Annotated in this window: 21 protein-coding genes; 9 read left to right on the top strand and 12 right to left on the bottom strand. The window is 64.5% G+C overall.

Annotated elements, in window-relative coordinates:
- Positions 1 to 112 precede the first annotated feature (112 nt).
- The 3 genes from ACE3TY_RS13760 to ACE3TY_RS13750 form a co-directional block, all read right to left on the bottom strand.
- Positions 113 to 1,408: a sugar-transfer associated ATP-grasp domain-containing protein gene (locus tag ACE3TY_RS13760; protein WP_374653858.1), complete on the bottom strand. Its 1,296-nt coding sequence runs from the start codon at positions 1,406 to 1,408 to the stop codon at positions 113 to 115.
- A 47-nt stretch (positions 1,409 to 1,455) separates the two neighbouring features.
- Complete coding sequence (locus tag ACE3TY_RS13755; RefSeq protein WP_374653856.1) at positions 1,456 to 2,220, bottom strand: HpcH/HpaI aldolase/citrate lyase family protein; 765 nt, start codon at positions 2,218 to 2,220, stop codon at positions 1,456 to 1,458.
- Between the two features lie 593 nt (positions 2,221 to 2,813).
- Entirely contained in the window at positions 2,814 to 4,901 is a 2,088-nt protein-coding gene (locus ACE3TY_RS13750; protein ID WP_374653854.1) for a methyl-accepting chemotaxis protein, read from the bottom strand.
- 213 nt (positions 4,902 to 5,114) lie between these two features.
- Between ACE3TY_RS13750 and ACE3TY_RS13745 the strand changes: the two genes are divergently transcribed.
- The 4 genes from ACE3TY_RS13745 to ACE3TY_RS13730 all read left to right on the top strand — a co-directional run bounded on the left by ACE3TY_RS13745 (position 5,115) and on the right by ACE3TY_RS13730 (position 8,925).
- Positions 5,115 to 5,774 (top strand): HD-GYP domain-containing protein, encoded by a 660-nt coding sequence (locus ACE3TY_RS13745; RefSeq protein WP_374653852.1) that lies wholly within the window; start codon positions 5,115 to 5,117, stop codon positions 5,772 to 5,774.
- Positions 5,775 to 5,833: 59 nt separating this feature from the next.
- The gene (locus ACE3TY_RS13740) at positions 5,834 to 6,544 is read left to right on the top strand and encodes a DUF1223 domain-containing protein (protein WP_374653850.1); all 711 of its coding nucleotides are present in this window, start codon (positions 5,834 to 5,836) and stop codon (positions 6,542 to 6,544) included.
- A gap of 79 nt (positions 6,545 to 6,623) precedes the next feature.
- The gene (locus tag ACE3TY_RS13735) at positions 6,624 to 7,868 is read left to right on the top strand and encodes a sugar-transfer associated ATP-grasp domain-containing protein (protein ID WP_374653848.1); all 1,245 of its coding nucleotides are present in this window, start codon (positions 6,624 to 6,626) and stop codon (positions 7,866 to 7,868) included.
- 31 nt (positions 7,869 to 7,899) lie between these two features.
- Positions 7,900 to 8,925: a DMT family transporter gene (locus ACE3TY_RS13730; protein WP_374653846.1), complete on the top strand. Its 1,026-nt coding sequence runs from the start codon at positions 7,900 to 7,902 to the stop codon at positions 8,923 to 8,925.
- Positions 8,926 to 8,939: 14 nt separating this feature from the next.
- Here ACE3TY_RS13730 and ACE3TY_RS13725 read toward each other — a convergent pair whose 3' ends face one another.
- Together ACE3TY_RS13725 and ACE3TY_RS13720 are read right to left on the bottom strand one after the other, a co-directional pair.
- Positions 8,940 to 9,353 (bottom strand): VOC family protein, encoded by a 414-nt coding sequence (locus ACE3TY_RS13725; RefSeq protein WP_374653844.1) that lies wholly within the window; start codon positions 9,351 to 9,353, stop codon positions 8,940 to 8,942.
- A 77-nt stretch (positions 9,354 to 9,430) separates the two neighbouring features.
- Positions 9,431 to 9,799: a DUF1428 domain-containing protein gene (locus tag ACE3TY_RS13720; protein ID WP_374653842.1), complete on the bottom strand. Its 369-nt coding sequence runs from the start codon at positions 9,797 to 9,799 to the stop codon at positions 9,431 to 9,433.
- Positions 9,800 to 9,899: 100 nt separating this feature from the next.
- On the opposite strand from ACE3TY_RS13720, the gene ACE3TY_RS13715 reads away from it, so the two are divergent.
- Positions 9,900 to 10,382 (top strand): DUF1772 domain-containing protein, encoded by a 483-nt coding sequence (locus tag ACE3TY_RS13715; RefSeq protein WP_374653840.1) that lies wholly within the window; start codon positions 9,900 to 9,902, stop codon positions 10,380 to 10,382.
- Here ACE3TY_RS13715 and ACE3TY_RS13710 read toward each other — a convergent pair.
- The 3 genes from ACE3TY_RS13710 to alkB form a co-directional block, all read right to left on the bottom strand.
- Positions 10,379 to 11,248, bottom strand: a complete 870-nt coding sequence (locus tag ACE3TY_RS13710) for a sigma-70 family RNA polymerase sigma factor (protein WP_374653838.1) — start codon at positions 11,246 to 11,248, stop codon at positions 10,379 to 10,381. The two genes, ACE3TY_RS13715 and ACE3TY_RS13710, sit on opposite strands and share 4 nt — an antisense overlap.
- 7 nt (positions 11,249 to 11,255) lie before the next feature.
- Complete coding sequence (locus tag ACE3TY_RS13705) at positions 11,256 to 11,699, bottom strand: carboxymuconolactone decarboxylase family protein (RefSeq protein WP_374653836.1); 444 nt, start codon at positions 11,697 to 11,699, stop codon at positions 11,256 to 11,258.
- 96 nt (positions 11,700 to 11,795) lie between these two features.
- Positions 11,796 to 12,431, bottom strand: a complete 636-nt coding sequence (gene alkB / locus ACE3TY_RS13700) for a DNA oxidative demethylase AlkB (RefSeq protein WP_374653834.1) — start codon at positions 12,429 to 12,431, stop codon at positions 11,796 to 11,798.
- A 197-nt stretch (positions 12,432 to 12,628) separates the two neighbouring features.
- Here alkB and ACE3TY_RS13695 point away from each other — a divergent pair, with 197 nt between their 5' ends.
- Positions 12,629 to 12,997 carry a hypothetical protein gene (locus ACE3TY_RS13695; protein ID WP_374653832.1) on the top strand — a complete coding sequence of 123 codons (369 nt, stop codon included), beginning with the start codon at positions 12,629 to 12,631 and terminating at the stop codon, positions 12,995 to 12,997.
- Here the strand turns inward: ACE3TY_RS13695 and ACE3TY_RS13690 are convergent.
- Positions 12,994 to 13,395, bottom strand: a complete 402-nt coding sequence (locus ACE3TY_RS13690; protein WP_374653830.1) for a DOPA 4,5-dioxygenase family protein — start codon at positions 13,393 to 13,395, stop codon at positions 12,994 to 12,996. The genes ACE3TY_RS13695 and ACE3TY_RS13690 overlap by 4 nt on opposite strands.
- Before the next feature lie 3 nt (positions 13,396 to 13,398).
- On the bottom strand, positions 13,399 to 14,010 hold the full coding sequence (locus ACE3TY_RS13685) for a LysE family translocator (protein WP_374653828.1): 612 nt from the start codon (positions 14,008 to 14,010) through the stop codon (positions 13,399 to 13,401).
- Between the two features lie 147 nt (positions 14,011 to 14,157).
- Here ACE3TY_RS13685 and ACE3TY_RS13680 point away from each other — a divergent pair, with 147 nt between their 5' ends.
- Positions 14,158 to 14,760, top strand: a complete 603-nt coding sequence (locus ACE3TY_RS13680) for an endonuclease/exonuclease/phosphatase family protein (protein WP_374653826.1) — start codon at positions 14,158 to 14,160, stop codon at positions 14,758 to 14,760.
- Here ACE3TY_RS13680 and cls read toward each other — a convergent pair.
- Positions 14,757 to 16,175, bottom strand: coding sequence for a cardiolipin synthase (cls, locus tag ACE3TY_RS13675; RefSeq protein ID WP_374653824.1), 1,419 nt, complete (start codon positions 16,173 to 16,175; stop codon positions 14,757 to 14,759). The two genes, ACE3TY_RS13680 and cls, sit on opposite strands and share 4 nt — an antisense overlap.
- A complete protein-coding gene (locus ACE3TY_RS13670; protein ID WP_374653822.1) occupies positions 16,172 to 16,489 on the bottom strand; it encodes a hypothetical protein in 318 nt (105 codons plus the stop codon). The genes cls and ACE3TY_RS13670 overlap by 4 nt, the downstream gene beginning before the upstream one ends.
- Positions 16,490 to 16,639: 150 nt before the next feature.
- Here ACE3TY_RS13670 and ACE3TY_RS13665 point away from each other — a divergent pair, with 150 nt between their 5' ends.
- Together ACE3TY_RS13665 and ACE3TY_RS13660 are read left to right on the top strand one after the other, a co-directional pair.
- Complete coding sequence (locus ACE3TY_RS13665; RefSeq protein ID WP_374653820.1) at positions 16,640 to 16,927, top strand: GIY-YIG nuclease family protein; 288 nt, start codon at positions 16,640 to 16,642, stop codon at positions 16,925 to 16,927.
- Positions 16,928 to 16,972: 45 nt separating this feature from the next.
- Positions 16,973 to 17,161 (top strand): hypothetical protein, encoded by a 189-nt coding sequence (locus ACE3TY_RS13660; RefSeq protein WP_374653818.1) that lies wholly within the window; start codon positions 16,973 to 16,975, stop codon positions 17,159 to 17,161.
- The last annotated feature ends 3 nt before the right edge of the window (positions 17,162 to 17,164 follow it).

Below are 17,164 nucleotides of genomic sequence, written 5' to 3'. Positions count from 1 at the left end.
CCGTCAGCGCTTCTTTGCAATGGACTCGCGGACGACCAGTTCCGCCGGCGGCACCGGCGAAACCACCCTCTTCCGGCCTCCACCCTGAAGATGGGAGGAGATGGGGAAGGCTCTAGGCGAGGCCCTTGCGCACCTTCCAGGCCATCGAGACGTCGCGTTCGAGTGCCGCCTGGACATGGAAGGCGTAGCATTCGGCGAGCCTGCCGATGCCGGCCGGCAGATCGTGCGTACGCTGGATCATGTCGCAGCCGGATTGCACATTGCCTTCGAGGATGGCGGGGCCCCGGTCGGTGATGGCGACGTCCCATCCCACCGTGATGCGATCGGGGAAAGCCGCATGCGCCCTGCGCACCAATTCGACCGTATCGTGCCAGAGCGGCAAGATCCGGCCTTCGATCTGCGCCTGGGTCAGGGGATGCTTGCGATACCAGACGCACGGCTTGCCGACCCCCGAATCGGAAGCGGGGCCGAGTGCGCCGCTGGCCATGTCGACGCGCGAGACGATCCCGCCCTTGTGAAAATTGTCGACGATGGCTTCCGGCCTGGTCGAGGATTTGAACACGGCATGGGTGACTTCGAAGCCGCCGGTTTCGTTCTTGACGCTCATCATCCGGCAGCTGGTCAAGACGCTCATGGAAAGATCGCGCAGATCCTCGTGTGGGCGCATGGCCTCCTGGACCATCATGTCGCGGTCTCGCGCCCCGTCCCCGATGCGCTCCAGCAGGTCGCAGGCGGCAAGCAGCGAGCCGTTGCCGTCGGTATAGGTGCCGTCGCCGTTCCACTGCCACCGTTCGCAGCCGCGCCCGCCCTTGCCGAACAGCGGCTTGACGAAGAGGTCGCAGGCGGGAAGGTCGCCGTCGAATTGCAGCAGCCTTTCCGCCGAGCCGTCCTTGCGGATTATGAGAAAGGTCGGGACCGTCGCAATGCCGAACTCCCGGCACCGCTTGAAGAAGGCGCCTTTGTCGTTGAGGATCCGGCGCGACGGATTCTCGATGCGCGATTCGAGAAGGTTGTGCAGGCCGCCCTTGAATTCGTAGCGGGCGATGTAATGCGTGGCATTGCCGAACCGGTTCGGGCGAAACAGTTCGAACACGTAATACTTCTTGGGCGATATGGAGTAGCGCAGCGCGATCCAGAACTGTTCGGCGACCTGCCGCGTCAATCCGATTCCCGTGGCCTGCTTGACTGCCTTTCCCAGCCGGCTGGTGTGCTTGGCGCAGAGATAGGCAAAGAGAAGCGGCCAGGCGAAACAATGGAGGACGACGCGTGGCAGAATCGCCGCGCCATGCATCTCCCACACATATTTCGCATAGGCGTAATGAATATCGTCGGAGGCGCTGCCGCCGACTTTCAGGAACGGCCAGAGCAGCTTGTAGGGGGAGCAGGTGGGAATGCGCAGATATGCCATGGATGCCGGTCCCGATCAGAGTCCGCGTTGCCGCATCGATCCGCTCCTCATTGCGACCGCGCGGCCGCCAATGTGCTGCGGATGCCGAGTCCCAGCAGTGTCACGTCGGCGCCCGGGATGATGAGATTGTAGCCGCGCCGCGCCATGTCGGCGGCGATCTGGCCGTTGGCCGCCGTGCTGCCCATGAGCTTGCCGGACTTCTTGATCAACTCTTCCGCCCGCCCGATATGGGCCCGGACCTCGGCATCGTCGAACTGATTGAGCTTGCCCAGAGTGGCGGAGAGATCGCGCGGGCCGATGAAAATGAGGTCGATGCCGTCGACTGCGGCGATCGCCGGTATGTTGTCGATGGCTTCGGCGCTTTCGACCTGGACCGCCACCAGGAGACCGTTCGCGGCGGCGGCGAAATAGTCCGGATTGAATCCGTAATCCATCGCCCGCATGCCCCCGAAAGCGCCGCGAATGCCCACCGGGGCGTATCTGCAGGCATCCACCACGCGGCGCGCCTGTTCGGCCGTGCCGACATTGGGCACCATGACGCCGCCGACGCCGGCGTCGAGGACGCGCTTGATATAGACATGGTCGTTGGACGGCACGCGCACGATGCCGACGCAATCGCTGCCCTTGATGGCCCGCAATTGCCCGATCGCATCGGTAATCGACCCCTGGCCATGCTCATGGTCGATGAGAAGGAAGTCCATGCCACCGAAGGCCAGCACTTCGGCCATGTCCGTCGAGGTGGTCAGCATCCAGGCACCGAGGCAGGCGCGCCCCGAATAGAGTTTTTCTTTCAGCGGATTGCCTTTCGGCATTTACGTCTACCCTTGCAACACGACCGATGGGGCGCTGCCCGCATTCGGCGCGCTGCCCCCAATGGACCGTCGGTTAAACACACGACTCGTCCGTCCCCCGAGCGGCCTAGGAGTAGCCAACCTTACGGGAAGCTTACAAGCAGCTTTTGTGGTTATTGGCTGTTTCAGCCAAAATCAAGGAGATAAGGGAAAGCTATCCTGGTGAGTGAGGAATATAAGCTTACAAAATCCCGACACCGCACTCGGCCTGCGAGGACTGGCTTAACAAGGAGTTTAGCACTCAGCCGCCGCAAGCAGTTGATTGAGATCAAGGAGGTGCCGCGGAATCTCGTGGTCCCCAAGGTCGGCGAGCCCGCCCGGACGCTGGTTGTAGAGATTGGCGGGGGTAACGCTCGCGAGGGGCAGGGGCTGAACGCGGCCTCCCCCTAAAAAGGCAGGGCAATCGCAAATACCCAAATTCGTCATGCCCGGACTTGATCCGGGCATCCACTCTCTCAACTGCCGCAGTGGATCCCCGGGTCTTCGCCCGGGGATGACGACCTGCAAAATGCCAAATGCGATTGCCCTGCCTAAAAAGGGGAGTGATGTGCGCCTTAAAGCGCCCGTACCGTGTGCAGGAAGGTGTCGACCTCGTGCTTCAGTCTGGCGCCGTTGCGGGCGAGTTCGGTGGCGGCGCCCAGGACCTGGGTCGAGCCGGCACTGGTTGCCTGCGAGGCTTCGGTGACGCCGGTGATGTTGCCGGAGACTTCCGAGGTGCCGGCCGCCGCCTGCTGGACGTTCCTGGAAATCTCCTGGGTGGCGGCGCCCTGTTCCTCGACCGCCGAGGCGATGGTGGTGGCGATTTCGCTGACCTTGTTGATGGTCGTGGTGATTGAGTTGATGGCCAGCGCCGAGCTTTCGGTCGATTCCTGAATGGCGCGGATCTGGCCGCCGATCTCGTCGGTGGCGCGCGATGTCTGCATGGCGAGGTTCTTCACTTCCGACGCCACCACGGCAAAGCCCTTGCCGGCCTCGCCGGCGCGGGCCGCCTCGATCGTGGCATTCAAGGCCAGCAGGTTGGTCTGCGCCGCGATGTCGTTGATGAGCGTCACCACGTCGCCGATCTTCTGTGCGGCGCCGGCCAGCGCCACCACCTTGGCATTGGTATCCTCGGCCTCGTGCACGGCGCCGCCGATGATGCGGGTCGATTCCGTCACCTGGCCGCTGATCTCGTTGATCGAGGCGGTGAGTTCCTCGGTCGCCGAAGCCACGGTCTGCACGTTCTGCGTCATCTCCTCGGCCGCCGCCGCGACCGCACCGGATTGCTGCGAGGTCTGTTCGGCGCTGGCGGCCAGGGATTGCGCCGTCGCCTGCAGTTCGGTGGCGGCGGAACTGACCGAATCCACCACTTCGGAAATCATCGTGTCGAAGGCGGAGATGGCGGTTTCCATCTTGCGGCCGCGCTCTGCCTGGCGCTCCTGTTCGGCACGCTGTTCGGCATTGAGGCGGTCGGTCTCGATCATGCTTTCCTTGAAGATCTGGACGGTCTTGGCCATGTCGCCGATCTCGTCGCTGCGCTCCTGGCCCTCGACGGCCACGGCAAGGTCGCGCGCCGCCAGGCGCTGCATGATGCCGTTGAGCAGCCCCAGCGGCTTGACGATGGAACGCGCGGTGAGAAGGGCGATGGCGATCCCCAGGGCGATGCCGCCCGCCAGCAGCACCCAGGCCAGCACCTTCATGAAGCCGGAAAGCTGCATGAGATTGGTGGTGTCGGATTGCATCAGCACCTTCTGATGCGTGGCGATGCCGTCCTTGCCGGCACCCTCGCCGGTTAGCGGTCCGTCGATGAGCAGCAGGAGCTGCGCCACGCGCGGCAGGGCTTCGGCCTTCAAGGTCGCCAGCGGCACGTTCCAGCTGTTGCCGCCGCGCAGATCGACGATCTTGCCGGCGACGGCCGCGAATTCCTCCGCCACCTTGTTGAAGGTGGCGAACGCCTCCGACTGCGCGCCGCTGAGCAGCAATGCTGCCGCCTTGACGGCACCGGCGGCGGTCAGGGCGCCCTGCCATTTTTCGGTAAAGCCCGTCTTGAACTGCGCGTCGCCGGTGGTAAGGAACCCGCGCAGATCGGCCACCGCGGCGGTGAGGCGCCCGCGCGTATCGGCCATGTTGGCGAGCAGGGCCTTGCGCTCCGGTGTTGCTGCCAGGCCGCGCTCCTCCTCGATCATTGCGGTCAAGGCCTTGAGCATCGCATCGACGCGCGGGGCGCCGTCGGTCACCAGCAAGGTCGTGGCGGGCAGTGCCGCCGGCGTGCCGACAATGCCCTCGACCTTGTCCTGCACGCCCTTGAGTTCGCCGAGAACGGTTTTGAATTCGGCCCATTTCTGCTGATCCTCCGCATCGGCGGTGGCGGGCAGCAAGGCATCGATGGCGCTTTGGGCGGCGGCGATCTGCTCCCAGACATGCGCGCGCAGTTCCTTCTGCTCGGCCTGGCCGGTCAGCATGTAGCCGCGCAAGGCGGCAAGCGCGCCGTTGAGCGCTGTCTTGATCTCGTTGGCGGCGTTGACCACGGGCGCGCGCTGGCCGATGACGAGGCCGGCATTGTTGACGACCGAGGTGAGGCTCCACACCATGCTGCCGCCAAGAATGGCGACGACGGCGCAAATCGCGCCGAAACCGGCCAGCATCTTGCTGGTTATCCTCATGACAACGTCCCCTTTGCCGTTAGGAATAAGAATAATGATTGTTAATTCTCGGGTATTTTTACGCCGACTTTCTTAAATCTTTATTTAAAGTGAAGGTTTTGTTGCAAATCTATGTATTTAAACCAAGTAGAGAATATATATTTTGAAATTCAGCTTAGAATTCATTGAACGGCCTGCCGGCGCGACCCGCCGGACAAGAAGAAAGGGGCGGCAATGCTGAGCGATCATCACCTGCCCACGGCCATCGCCTGCCTGACGCGGGCGGAGGCCTGCCGGGATTCCAAGACCAACCTGCATGAGCGTCGCGTCGCCCATATCGTCTACATGCTGGCGCGCGAAACCGGCCTCGATACGGATGCCGCCAGCGACATCGCGCGTGCCTGCCTGCTGCATGATATCGGCAAGCTCGCCGTTCCGCTCGAGCTGCTGCAGAAGCCAAGCTCCCTGTCGACGGAGGAAATCCTGCGCCTCAAGACGCATTCGGCCCTGGGACATGCGATCCTGGCCGAGCGCGCGGACAGGCCGGTGCAGCTTGCCGCCACGATCGCGCTCCATCATCACGAACGCTTCGACGGCACCGGCTATCCGGCGGGCCTGAGCGGCGACGATATCCCGCTGCCGGCGCAGATCGTATCCATCTGCGACGTCTATGACGCGCTGCGCGAGGACCGCCCGTACCGGCCAGGCATGTCGCACCAGGCGGCGATGCGGGTGATCGTCAATGGCGACCGCCGCACCCAGCCGGCGCATTTCGGCCCGCGCGTCTGGCAAGGCTTCCAGGCGGTGAGCGAGGATGCGCGCCACCTGTTCGCCAGCGTGCCGCCGGCCGAACTGGCCGTGCGCCCCCGCGCCGGCCAAGCGCGCTCGCTGTAACAACCACCCTTTCCCCCGCGTATCCCCGAAGAACGAGCGATGAGAATGCGAGGTGGCCGATGTACCGAGCGATGCTGATGGGCCTGTGGGCGGTCTGGGCGACGGCCGGCGCGGCCCATGCGCAAGGCGACGATCCGGTCGTGGTCGAGCTTTTCACCAGCCAAGGCTGTTCTTCCTGCCCGCCGGCGGATGCCAATCTGGTCAAGCTGAGCGCACGGCCGGACGTGCTGGCGCTGAGCTTCGGCGTCACCTATTGGAACTATCTGGGCTGGGAGGACACATTCGCCCGGCCCGAATTCACGCAGCGCCAATTCGACTACGAAAGGCCGCTCGGCCATGCGGGCGCCTTCACGCCGCAGATCGTCGTCAACGGTGCGCGCGACACTGTCGGCCACGATCTTGGCGAAATCGAGGCACTGATCGCCGATGCCGCGGCCGAGCGCGCGATCGGTCCTGCCGTGACGGCAAATGACGAGCGCGTGACGATATCGGCCGGCGCCGCGCCTGCCGGACCGGCCGATATCTGGCTGGTACGCTATGACCCGGGCTTGAGTGAGGTTCCGGTGGCGCGGGGCGAGAACCGACGCCGGGTACTCACCATCGCCCATGCCGTGCGGGAACTGACCCGCCTTGGCACCTGGAACGGCACCGAGACCGTCCTGGCCCTGCCGCCCGCTTCCTCTCCTGCCGGTTCCTGGAACAGTGCGCTGCTGGTCCAGCTCCAAAGGGGCGGTCCCATCCTCGCCGCCAGGAAGCTCGGCCCCTCCTAGCGCCAGGTTTCACGTGGCCGGCCCGGCCCTTTTCTGCTAGAGGCGGTGGCGGGACAGAACCTCGGAACAGGTCAACCGCGTGAATACCAACATCCTGGACGGAGCCAAGATCGGCATTCAGAAATTCCCGCCGCCTTTGCCGTTGCTTTGGGCGTTTCTGCCGGCGGGACAGGGCTATGCCGCGCGACTGCACAAGCTGCATTTTCGCGCGATCTGGCGGAGCATGGGCTGGCTGCAGAAACTGGAAATGGCCGGCCTGCTGATCCTGTGGCCCTTCCTGCTGGCGCCGCGCATTGCCGATCTCACGCGGCGCAACGGCGCCATGGTCAAGGCCCGGACCGGCAAGGGCATCGCGCGCCAGATCGCCGAGCAGGTCATCCTGGCGGCCAGGTTCGGCTTCCGACCGCAGGCATATTATGTGATGGAGTTCTTTCTGCCCGAACGGCGCGCCGAAGCGGGCGATTACATTCATCGCTATGTCGTGAAGGACGGACTCTATCGCCGCATCAAGCGCGGCCTGGTGGTGTCACCGCTGACCGACAAGGAAGGGTTCGCCAGCTACTGCACCGAGCGCGGCCTGCCCGTCTCGCATATGGAGCTGTCGCTCGGCAAGGGCGCCATCTTGAGCGGCGGCGGCAAGCTGCCGGCGGACGATCTCTTCGTCAAGCGTACGTTGGGGCGGGGCGGGGCGCGCGCCGAACTGTGGCAGCATAGCGATGGCGCCTATCGATCGCGCGATGGCGAACGCCTGGAGCACGATGCCCTTCTGGCGCGCCTCATCCGTCTGTCCGAGAGAGAGCCCTTCGTGGTGCAGCGCTGCCTGAAGAACCATCCGGATATCGCACCGCTTTCGCCGGGCGCCCTGGCGACGGTGCGCCTTGTCACCCTGATCGACGAAACCGGCGATTTCGAACCTGTCCGGGCCGTCTTCCGCATGGGCAAGAACGCCGACAGCATCGTCGACAATTTCCATTCCGGGGGCATTGCGGCGCCCGTCGACCTTGCCACCGGCAAGCTCGGCCGGGCGACCGATTTCGGACTTGCCCCCAGCATCGGCTGGATCGACCGGCATCCGGCCACGGGGGCCGCGATCACCGGGCACATATTGCCGCAATGGCCCGAAATTCTGGCGCTCGGCCGAAAGGCGCATGCGCAATTCGCAGACCGGGTGATTGTCGGCTGGGACATTGCACTGACCGACCGGGGTCTCGTCCTGGTCGAAGGCAATGCGGCGCCCGATGTCGACAATATCCAGCGGCCGCATGCCAATCCGCTTGGGCCCAGCCGCTATGGCGCCCTCATGTGCTGGCATCTGCGGGCTTGATAGGGGAGAAAGCGATATTGGGGAAAACGTTGTGACCGGCATCCTCTACGCCCTGATCTCGGCGGCTTTGTTCGGGCTGAGTGCGCCGCTTTCGAAGCTGCTGCTGGGGGCCGTTTCGCCCTGGCTGCTGGCGGGGCTGCTGTATCTGGGCTCGGGCCTCGGCCTTTTCGCCGCGCGGCGCTTTTACCGCAGCGAGGAGACGCGGCTGCAGCGGGCGGATCTGCCCTGGTTCGCCGGCGCCGTCATCGCCGGCGGCATCGTCGGCCCGGTGCTGCTGATGTTCGGTCTCGCCCGTGCGACGGCGGCGGAAGCTTCGCTGCTGCTCAACCTGGAAAGCGTGCTGACGCTGGGTCTTGCCTGGCTGGTCTTCCGCGAGAATGTCGACCGGCGCCTCTTCATCGGCGCCGTCGCCATCGTGGTCGGCGCCGTGATCCTCTCCTGGCCGCAGGACATCGCCATCGGCTTCGATTGGGGTCCGCTGCTGATCGCCGGCGCATGCCTTGCCTGGGCGGTCGACAACAATCTGACGCGCAAGGTCTCGGCCAGCGACCCGATGCAGATCGCGATGGTGAAGGGGTTGGTGGCGGGCAGCGTCAATGTCGCCCTGGCGTTCAGCCTGGGCACGGAGATGCCGGCGGCCACGACCCTGGTCATGGCCGCCATCGTCGGCTTCCTGGGCTATGGCGTCTCGCTCACTCTGTTCGTGCTGGCCCTGCGGCATCTGGGGACGGCGCGGACCGGCGCCTATTACGCCCTGGCGCCTTTCATCGGGGCGGGCACGGCGATCCTGTTCCTGCATGAACCGGTCACCGCCGGCTTCATCGCCGGCGGCTTCCTGATGGCGGTCGGCCTATGGCTGCACCTGACCGAGCGGCACGAGCATGAACATGAGCATGCGCCGATGGAGCACGAGCATCTGCATGTGCACGACGCCCATCACCGGCATGCGCACGAGGCCGATGCCGGGCCGGAACCCCATGCGCACCGCCACCGTCATGAGCATCTGGTGCACAAGCACCCGCATTATCCGGACCTGCATCACCGACACGGGCACTGAGCCCGTATCTTTGTTCACATCGGCTTTTCGCAATTGACCATCCAGGGAATGCCGAATTTGTCGTTGAACATGCCAAAGCGCCTGGCCCAGAAGGTTTCGGCCATCGGCATCGTGACCTGGCCGCCCTCCCCCAGCTCCTTATAGATGCGCTCCGCCTCCTCGACCGTGTCGACGACGAGCGAGACCATCGTGCCGCGGGTTTCGACCTTCATATCGCCCGGCGCGTCGGAGGCCATCAGCATCTGATCGCCGATGACGAGCCGCGTATGGGCGATGCGGTTCTGCGCCGCGGCCGGCACCTGGTCGCGCATCGGCGTCTCGGCATTGGTCAGCATCATGACGATCTGCCCGCGCAGGACCTTGGCATAGAATTCGAACGCGGCACGCGCCTCGCCGTTGAAGCTGAGGTAGGGATTGAGCTTGAGCATCGATATCTTCCTCATGAAGCAACTGTCCGGCGGGCGGTGGCCCGCGGAAAGGATGAAATTCATGACCGGGCGCCGGGTCAGGCACCGACCAGCAGGGAAAAGCCGCCGACGGCCATGCGCTTGATGTCGAAGGGCAGCTTGTTCATGTCCATGTCCATGCGGCTATCCGCCATCACCTTGGCCATGACCTTGTCGCGGTGAGCGCGCGATTTGAAGAGGATCCAGGAGAAGATCACCGTCTCGCCGCGCTTGACCTTGGCGAGCTTGGGGAAAGGCAGGCCGAATTCCACATCGAGCTTGTCGCCCACATATTCGCGCACTTCCAGCGCGCCATGCTCGCGAAAGATCTTGGCTGCCTGCCGCGCCAGGCGGCGATAGGCGGGCAGGTTCTTCCTGGCCACGGGCAAGACGAATCCGTCGACATAACGCATCGTTTCCTCCGACATTTCGTTCCTGTGATTTTCAGTTAAAAGGTTGATATCAACATATTGACCACTTGTCAAATCATGGCGCAGCCTGCGCCAACCCAGTTTGAGGAGAGACTTTATGCTCGACGCGCTCATTCATCCGCTCGCTTTCGCCCTGGCGCTGGGCAGCGGCCTCATCGCCGGCGCATTTTTCGCCTTCTCCAGTTTCGTGATGGGTGCCTTGGAACGCCTGCCGGTGCCGCAGAGTATCGCCGCCATGCAATCCATCAACATCGTCGTGATCAATCCGGTATTCCTGGGGGTCTTCGTGGGCACGGCCGTGGGCGCGCTGCTGCTGGCGGGCCTGGCGCTCTTGCACCTGGATGCGCCGGGCAGCCTCCATGCACTGGCCGGCGGCGTTCTCTACATCGCCGGCTGCTTCGGCGTGACGATCGCCGGCAATGTGCCGCTCAACAACGCGCTGGCGCCGCTGGCACCCGAAAGCGCGGAGGGCGCTGCCTTGTGGGCGCGCTATCTGCGGGGCTGGGTGCGGTGGAACCATGTCCGCACGCTGGCGGCGCTGGCGGCGAGTGCCGCCTTCATCGGCGCGCTCCGGGCCTAGAACGGCAGATGGCGCATCTTGTCCGGGTTGCGCATCACATAGATGGTCTTGATGCGGCCATTCTCGATTTCGAAGGCCATGCTCTGCAGCGTATCCTCGCTTTCGCGGGTGATGTAGCCGGGCAGGCCGTCGATCGGCCCGGTATAGAGAATATCGGGGGTTGCGAAGTCCGGCTTCCGCGCCAGGCTGCCGAAGAAATGCAGCACGCGCTCCAGCCCTTCCACTGGCCTGCCGGCGGCCGTCCGCTTGCCCCCGCCATCGGAATAGACGATGACATCGGCCGCCAGGATGCCGCGCAGGGCGCCAAGATCGCCCTGGCGCGCGGCGGCGAAGAAAGCGGCGGCGATGTCGCGCCCCTGTTCGGCCGAGACTGGAAAGCGCGGCTTGGCCGCCTGCACATGGGTGCGGGCACGCGCGGCCAATTGGCGGCAGGCGGCGGGGTCGCGATCGATCGCTTCCGACACATCGTCGAAGCCCATGCCGAAGACATCATGGAGAAGGAAGGCGGCGCGCTCCAGCGGCGAGAGCCGCTCCAGCGCCATCATCAAAGCGAGCGTCAGATTCTCGGCCTCCTCGCCGATATCGGCCTCCGGTGCGACCACGGGTTCGGGCAGCCAGGGGCCGATATAGGTTTCGCGCCGCACGCGGGCCGATTTCAGATGATCGAGGCAGAGGCGCGTCACCATGCGGGCAAGATAGGCGCCGGCATTCTCGACCGCGCCGCGGTCGAGCTGATGCCAGCGCAGATAGGAATCCTGGACGATATCCTCGGCTTCCGCCACCGAGCCCAGCATGCGATAGGCGATACGCGCGAGGCGCGCGCGGTGCGGGGCGAAGGCGGCGGCGGGATCGAGGTTCGTCATCATCTTCCAATCACTTGGCCGGATGCGGCGTGCGGAAGCCGACATTCATGCGGTTCCACGCATTGATGACGGTGATGGCAAGGCTCAACTGCACCTGCTCCTCCGGCGAGAAATGCGCCGCCATGGCCGCGTATTCGGTATCGGGGACGGGCTTGCCGTCCAGCAATGTCAACGCCTCGGTCCAGCCCAGGGCGGCCCGCTCGCGCTCACTATAATATGAGGATTCGCGCCAGGCACTGAGCAAATTGAGGCGCTCCTCCGTTTCGCCCATCTTGCGGGCGTCGCGCGTATGCATGTGCAGGCAGAAGGCGCAGCCGTTGATCTGCGACGCGCGGATCTTCACCAGTTCCAGCAAAGCATGGTCGAGGCCGCTCCTTTCCACGAAATCGCTGAGCGTCAGCAAGGCCTGCATGGCCTGGGGCGCCGCCTGGAACGCGTTGAGATGGGCTTTCATGTTCGTCTTCCTTCATTTGGGGGTTGCGGAAGGAAGACGAGCGGGCATCGCCCCGTGTGACATGGCGGGTGTGACATGACGGGTGAATTTTTTATTTTATCGGGCGCGGCGGAAGGTGAGATTGAGGCGCCTTTCGCCGGTCAGCGGATGCGACCCCTCCTTGAGCGGGGCTATGCCGTGAAAACGCAGGCGCGATGGGCCGCCCCAGACCACGACGTCGCCGTGGAACAGGGGAAGGCGCCTTGCCCTGTCGGATCGCTGCAGGCCGCCCCACAGGAACGTGGCCGGCAGGCCCAGCGAGATGGAGACGATCGGCTGGGCGAAATCGCCTTCGTCCCGATCCTGGTGCAAGGTCAGGCGCGTGCCGGGCGTGTAGCAATTGACGAGGCAGACGTCGGACGCGAAGTTTCCGTAACCGGCACGTTCCGCGGCGCGGGCGGCGAGGCCGGCAAAGAGCGGCGGCATGTCCGGCCAGGGCCTGCCGCTTTCGGGATCCAGCGGGTCATAGCGATAGCCCTTGCGGTCCGAGACCCAGCCATAGGCACCGCAATTGGTCATGGCGACCGACATGCGGAAACCGCCGGGCGTGACCAGATGGCGGAAGGGAGCCGCCGCCGCGATCCGTTCGACCGCCGCGAACAGGTCGGCGGCCGGCGCATCGGCAAAGCCGCGCAGCAGCAGGGCACCGTCGCCCAGCGGTTCGGTCGGACCTGCAAAAAGATCGTTCATCATGTCGCGCCGTCGCCCTGGCTTTTCCAATCGGACTATTTTCGCCTCCGCCCAATGGGATAGCCCAGGGTTTTATGTAGCATTGTCAATTCCTGACGGCATTCCGCTTCTTGCGGCGCTGGCGGCGCGGAACTTCCTCCGTCTTCCGGCGTTGATGGAACGGTTCCTTGGCGGGAGCGGCATGGGCAGGGAGGCAGGTCATGCGCTGGATTGCGGAAGGCATCGTCGCATTGCTGTGGTTCTCGCCCATCGCCTTCGGGATTGCGGCATTGCCGGCCGATGCGGGCGACGAAATCGACCTCGCGCCCGCCGTCTGGGCGGATTATCAGATCTATCTGAAAAATCTCGGAACCGATGCGGCCTATTATGCCGTCACCGAGGATGGGCTGGGCGGTGCGCCGTCGGGCTGCGCGCTCACCAAATGCTTGCCCAATGCGCAAGGCACCACCGGCGCCAGTTCGGTGGAAGCCCTGACGCGATGCGAGGATATCTCGCCCCCCAGCCGCAGCTGCGTGATCTTCGCCGAGGGTGACGATATCGTCGTCGATTTCGAAATGCGCGACTATTAAGGGGCGATCGAGGGCACCGTATTGGGGGCCAGCACTTCTTCCGCCGCCGTCTCTTCCCTCAGCATGTCGAGATTGGCGAGCGGCAGGATCTCGCCCAGCCAAAGGCCCTGCGCGACATGGTCGCTGAGTTCGCGCCCGGTATTCGGATGAACCAGCACGGCGAGGCCCTGGCGGTTGAGCATCAGCCAGGGAACGAGGGTGGCAAAGGCCGCCACGTCGAAGCTCACCTGATACATCGGGCGGACATGGGGCCCCACCAGCCGGTCATGCACCCGCCCCAGCGCCACGGTAAAACGCTCGGCGATCCGCTGGCGCAGATCCATGGCGATGGCGCGCTGTTCGGGCCTGTCGAAATAGATATGCGCGTGATAGCTGGCGATTTCGGCGATCCGGCGCATGGGTCAGCGCGTGGCCACCGCGACGGCGACGCCGGCCATGAGGCCGCCGGTGGCGCGGTTGACCATCTTCATCTGCCGCGGCGAGCCGATGAAGGCGCGCGCCTTGGCCGCCAGCACGGCATAGATCATCATGATCGCAAAGAGAATGACGGCCATCAGCAGGCACAGCTCGACGATGGCAAGTCCGTGCATCTCCTCCAGCACCACGACCTGCGGCAGGATGGCGAGGAAGAAGATCATCGTCTTCGGGTTGCCGACGGTCATGGAGAAGCCGGCCAGGCCCAGGCGCAGGCCCTCGCCCCGGGCATAATCCTGCGCCTCGGGCGCGGCGGCGGGTGCGCGCCACAATTTCCACGCCAGATAGAGGAGATAGGCGGCGCCGGCATATTTGACGATGGCGAAGACGATATAGAAATTCTGCGCCAGCACGGTAAGGCCGCTTACCACCAGGCCGAACCAGAAGAAATCGCCCAGCACGATGCCGAGGATGAAGGGAATGGTGCGGCGGTGTCCGGTGGCCAGCGCCCGCGCCACCACGGCGGCGACACCGGGTCCCGGCGAAAGAACGGCCAGGGCATAGACGCCGGCGAAAATCAGCAGGGCCATGGGGGTCATGAAGCGCACTCCGGATGATGGCTGAACGGGGCTAGGTTTTAGAGCAGATCCGCCGTCAAAGCCACCCGTGCCGCGGCATGGAACCGGCTCGCAAATCCGGACTTCGATAGGTTAAAATAGCCGCGTCGAAGGGGATCGAGCGCCGGAATGTCCAAGCCCATCAAGGTGATCAGCTGGAATCTGTGGCACCGGGGCGGTGCTCTGGTCGGCGATCTCGCCAGCCTGGTCGAAGCCGAGCGGCCGGACCTTCTTCTCATGCAGGAAGCCAAGCGGCCGCTGGAAACCCTGCCGCAATTGGTGGGCGGCCATTTCCATTGGCAGGAGATGCAGCGGCGCGTCTATGGCCTGGCCTTCTGGTCGCCCCATGAACTGGGTGAAGCCTATTCCATCCCGCTGCCCCTTTCGCCCTTTCCGCTGCGCGTGCCGCCGCGCCTGGCGCAGATATTGAAGCTCGACGGCATTTCCATCGCCAACGTGCATCTTTCGCACGGCCAGATGCTCAACCGCCGGCAATTGCGCACCATCGCCGACGGAACCCAGGGTCCGACCGTGATCATCGGCGACTGCAACGCGGTGGGGCCGATCATGCTGCCATCCTTCAGCGAAGTGGGACCGCGCGATCCGACGCACAAGCTCAAGACCCGGCTGGACCGCTGCCTGGTGCGGGATCTGCACTGCAACCATGCGCGCGTCCTGCCGCGCGGGCCCTCCGACCATCACCCGATCGAGGTTCTCATCAGCCGCGCCTAGAGATAGGGCAGCAGCAGGCGCGCGGCGCGGTCGCGCAGGCGGATGAGGAACGGCCGGCGCTTGAGCTGCTTCAGGGTGAAGCCCTTGCCGCGCTTCCTTTCGAATTCCAGCTCGATCTCGCTGGCGAAGGCGCGGTCGTAGATTTCGAGATTGACCTCGAAATTGAGGCGCATGGAGCGCACATCCCAGTTGGCGCTGCCGACCAGCGACCAGCGGCCATCGACGGTCATCAGCTTGGAATGCTCGAACGGCCTGGGTGCCCGCCACATCCGGCCGCCGGCCACCAGCAGCGGTTCGACATGGGCCCGCGTCGCCCAGTCGATGAAGGCATGGTCGGATTCCGCCGGAATGACGACATCGACCTCGACCCCGCGCATCGCCGCCAATGAAAGCGCCGTGATGAGCCGATCTTCGGGCAGGAAATAGGGCGTCACGATCTTGATCGATTGCCGCGCCACGCCGATCGCCTGCAGGAACATGAATTCGATCTTGTCGATATCCTGATCCGGACCCGAGGTAACGATGCGCGCCTGGGCATGGCCCTTGGGATCGATGAGGGGGAACCAGGTGTCGCCCTTCAGTTCCTCGCCGGTCGTGAAGATCCAGTCGGTGGCGAAGGCTTCCATCACCTGGGTGACGATCGGCCCTTCGAGCGAGAAATGCTCGTCGCGCACCGGATGCGGCGGCCGCTCCGACAGCACATTGTCGACGCTGATATTGATGCCGCCCATAAAGGCATGCCGGCCGTCGACCACGAGTATTTTCTTGTGGCTGCGCAGGTTGAGGAAAGTCATGCGCCAGGGAACGAAGGAGTGGAGGAAGCGGGCGACCCTGATGCCCTCGGCCCGCATCGCCCGGTAGGCCGGCGAGCGCAGATATCCGGACCCGACACCGTCGACGATGACGCGCACCTCGACCTTGCGCTTCCTTGCGGCCGACAGGGCGGAAATGAAGGAGCGGCCGGCGGCATCGTCGTCGAAGATGTAGCTGGAAAGGGCGATGCTGTGCGTGGCTTCGGCGATCGCCGCCAGCATGGCCGGATAGGCTTCGTCGCCGTTGCGCAGCAATCTGATGGTGTTGCCGCCCTGGGTCGGGCGTTCGGTGATGCGGGCGACCGCCTGCTGCAGGGGCGCCAGATAGTCCCGCCGGGGCGGCATCTCCACATAGGCATGCCGGTGCAGGGCGCGCCGCCGGCGGCGGCTGAGGCGGAAGGCTTTGCGCTGCACGCGGTTGACGCCGAAAAGGATGTAGAGGATGCAGCCGATGAAAGGCGAAAGCCAGGCAAGGCCCATCCAGCCGACCGCCGAACGCACGTCGCGCTTATAGAGCAGGATGTGAAAGGTGACGAGCGCGGCCAAGGGAAAGTGAACGAGCGAAAGCCATTCGCCGGCCGCGCGGAGAAATTCGCCGTTCATCGAAACCATGCCGGGTGGCGCCGCGCCAGCCGATTGATGAAACGATGCACCCACTGCCGCAGCGACGGCACGTCGACCGCGAGCAGCAGCAGGCCCAAAGGCAGCATCCACAATCCCAACACCGGCAGGAAACTGAAGAAGCCGGCGGGAATGAGGCAGATGGCCACGGGCAAACGCACCCAGCGCGCATGCGGGTCGCGGATGCGGCGGATGAAGCGCGCCACCCGATGCGGCAGCTTTGCCAGCAGTCCGTCGATGTGCCGCTCGGCCAGGGCCGTTTCATCTTCAGGCGACAGGCGCGCCGATCCCGTCATGGAAAAATTCATCCTCCCAGCACCGCCAACATAACGAAACCTCTATGCCGCGGTTCCGCCGAGCCATGCAGCAGGCTGGTGCGGGGCATGCGGATCGCGCTACAAGTTTTCCACAGGAATAGGTCCGCCGCTTGCATCCGGATTTGGGTCATGGTCACCGCGAGAAAGCCATCGCCTTGTTTCGTCTATATTCTAGGCTGCGAGACGCCGCGTGGCTACCGAACCTATGTCGGCTGGACGCTGGATCTGGAACGTCGGCTCGCGCAACATAATAACGGCACCGGCGCCCGCTCCACCCGGGGTGGCGTTTGGACATTGCTCTATCACGAACAATATGCGACACGACGCGAAGCCATGAGCCGGGAATGGCACCTGAAACGGGACCGCGCGTTCCGCAAGAAGATCCGGCCCAGCGCCGCCGACGGGCAATATCGGTAGGGGATGACCGATCCCAAGCGGCGCGACGAGACAAGGGGTAGGGATATGACGATCGATACCGTCGAGACGTATGACAAGGCCGCCGCCGAACTGATCGCGCGCTATCGCGACAGCGCGCTGCAGATCGCCAGGAATCGCGTCGCCCAGTTCGAAGGCGAAGGCGATTGGAAAATGCATCGCCGCTCGCTGATGGTCCTGACATCCGTCGAGAAGCTGATCGCCGAAGCGCGCTGAGCG

The organism is Dongia sp. (assembly GCF_041918875.1).
Lineage (GTDB): Bacteria > Pseudomonadota > Alphaproteobacteria > Dongiales > Dongiaceae > Dongia.
Note: the sequence above shows the minus strand (reverse complement) of the source record. Positions and strands in the feature narration are given on the sequence as shown.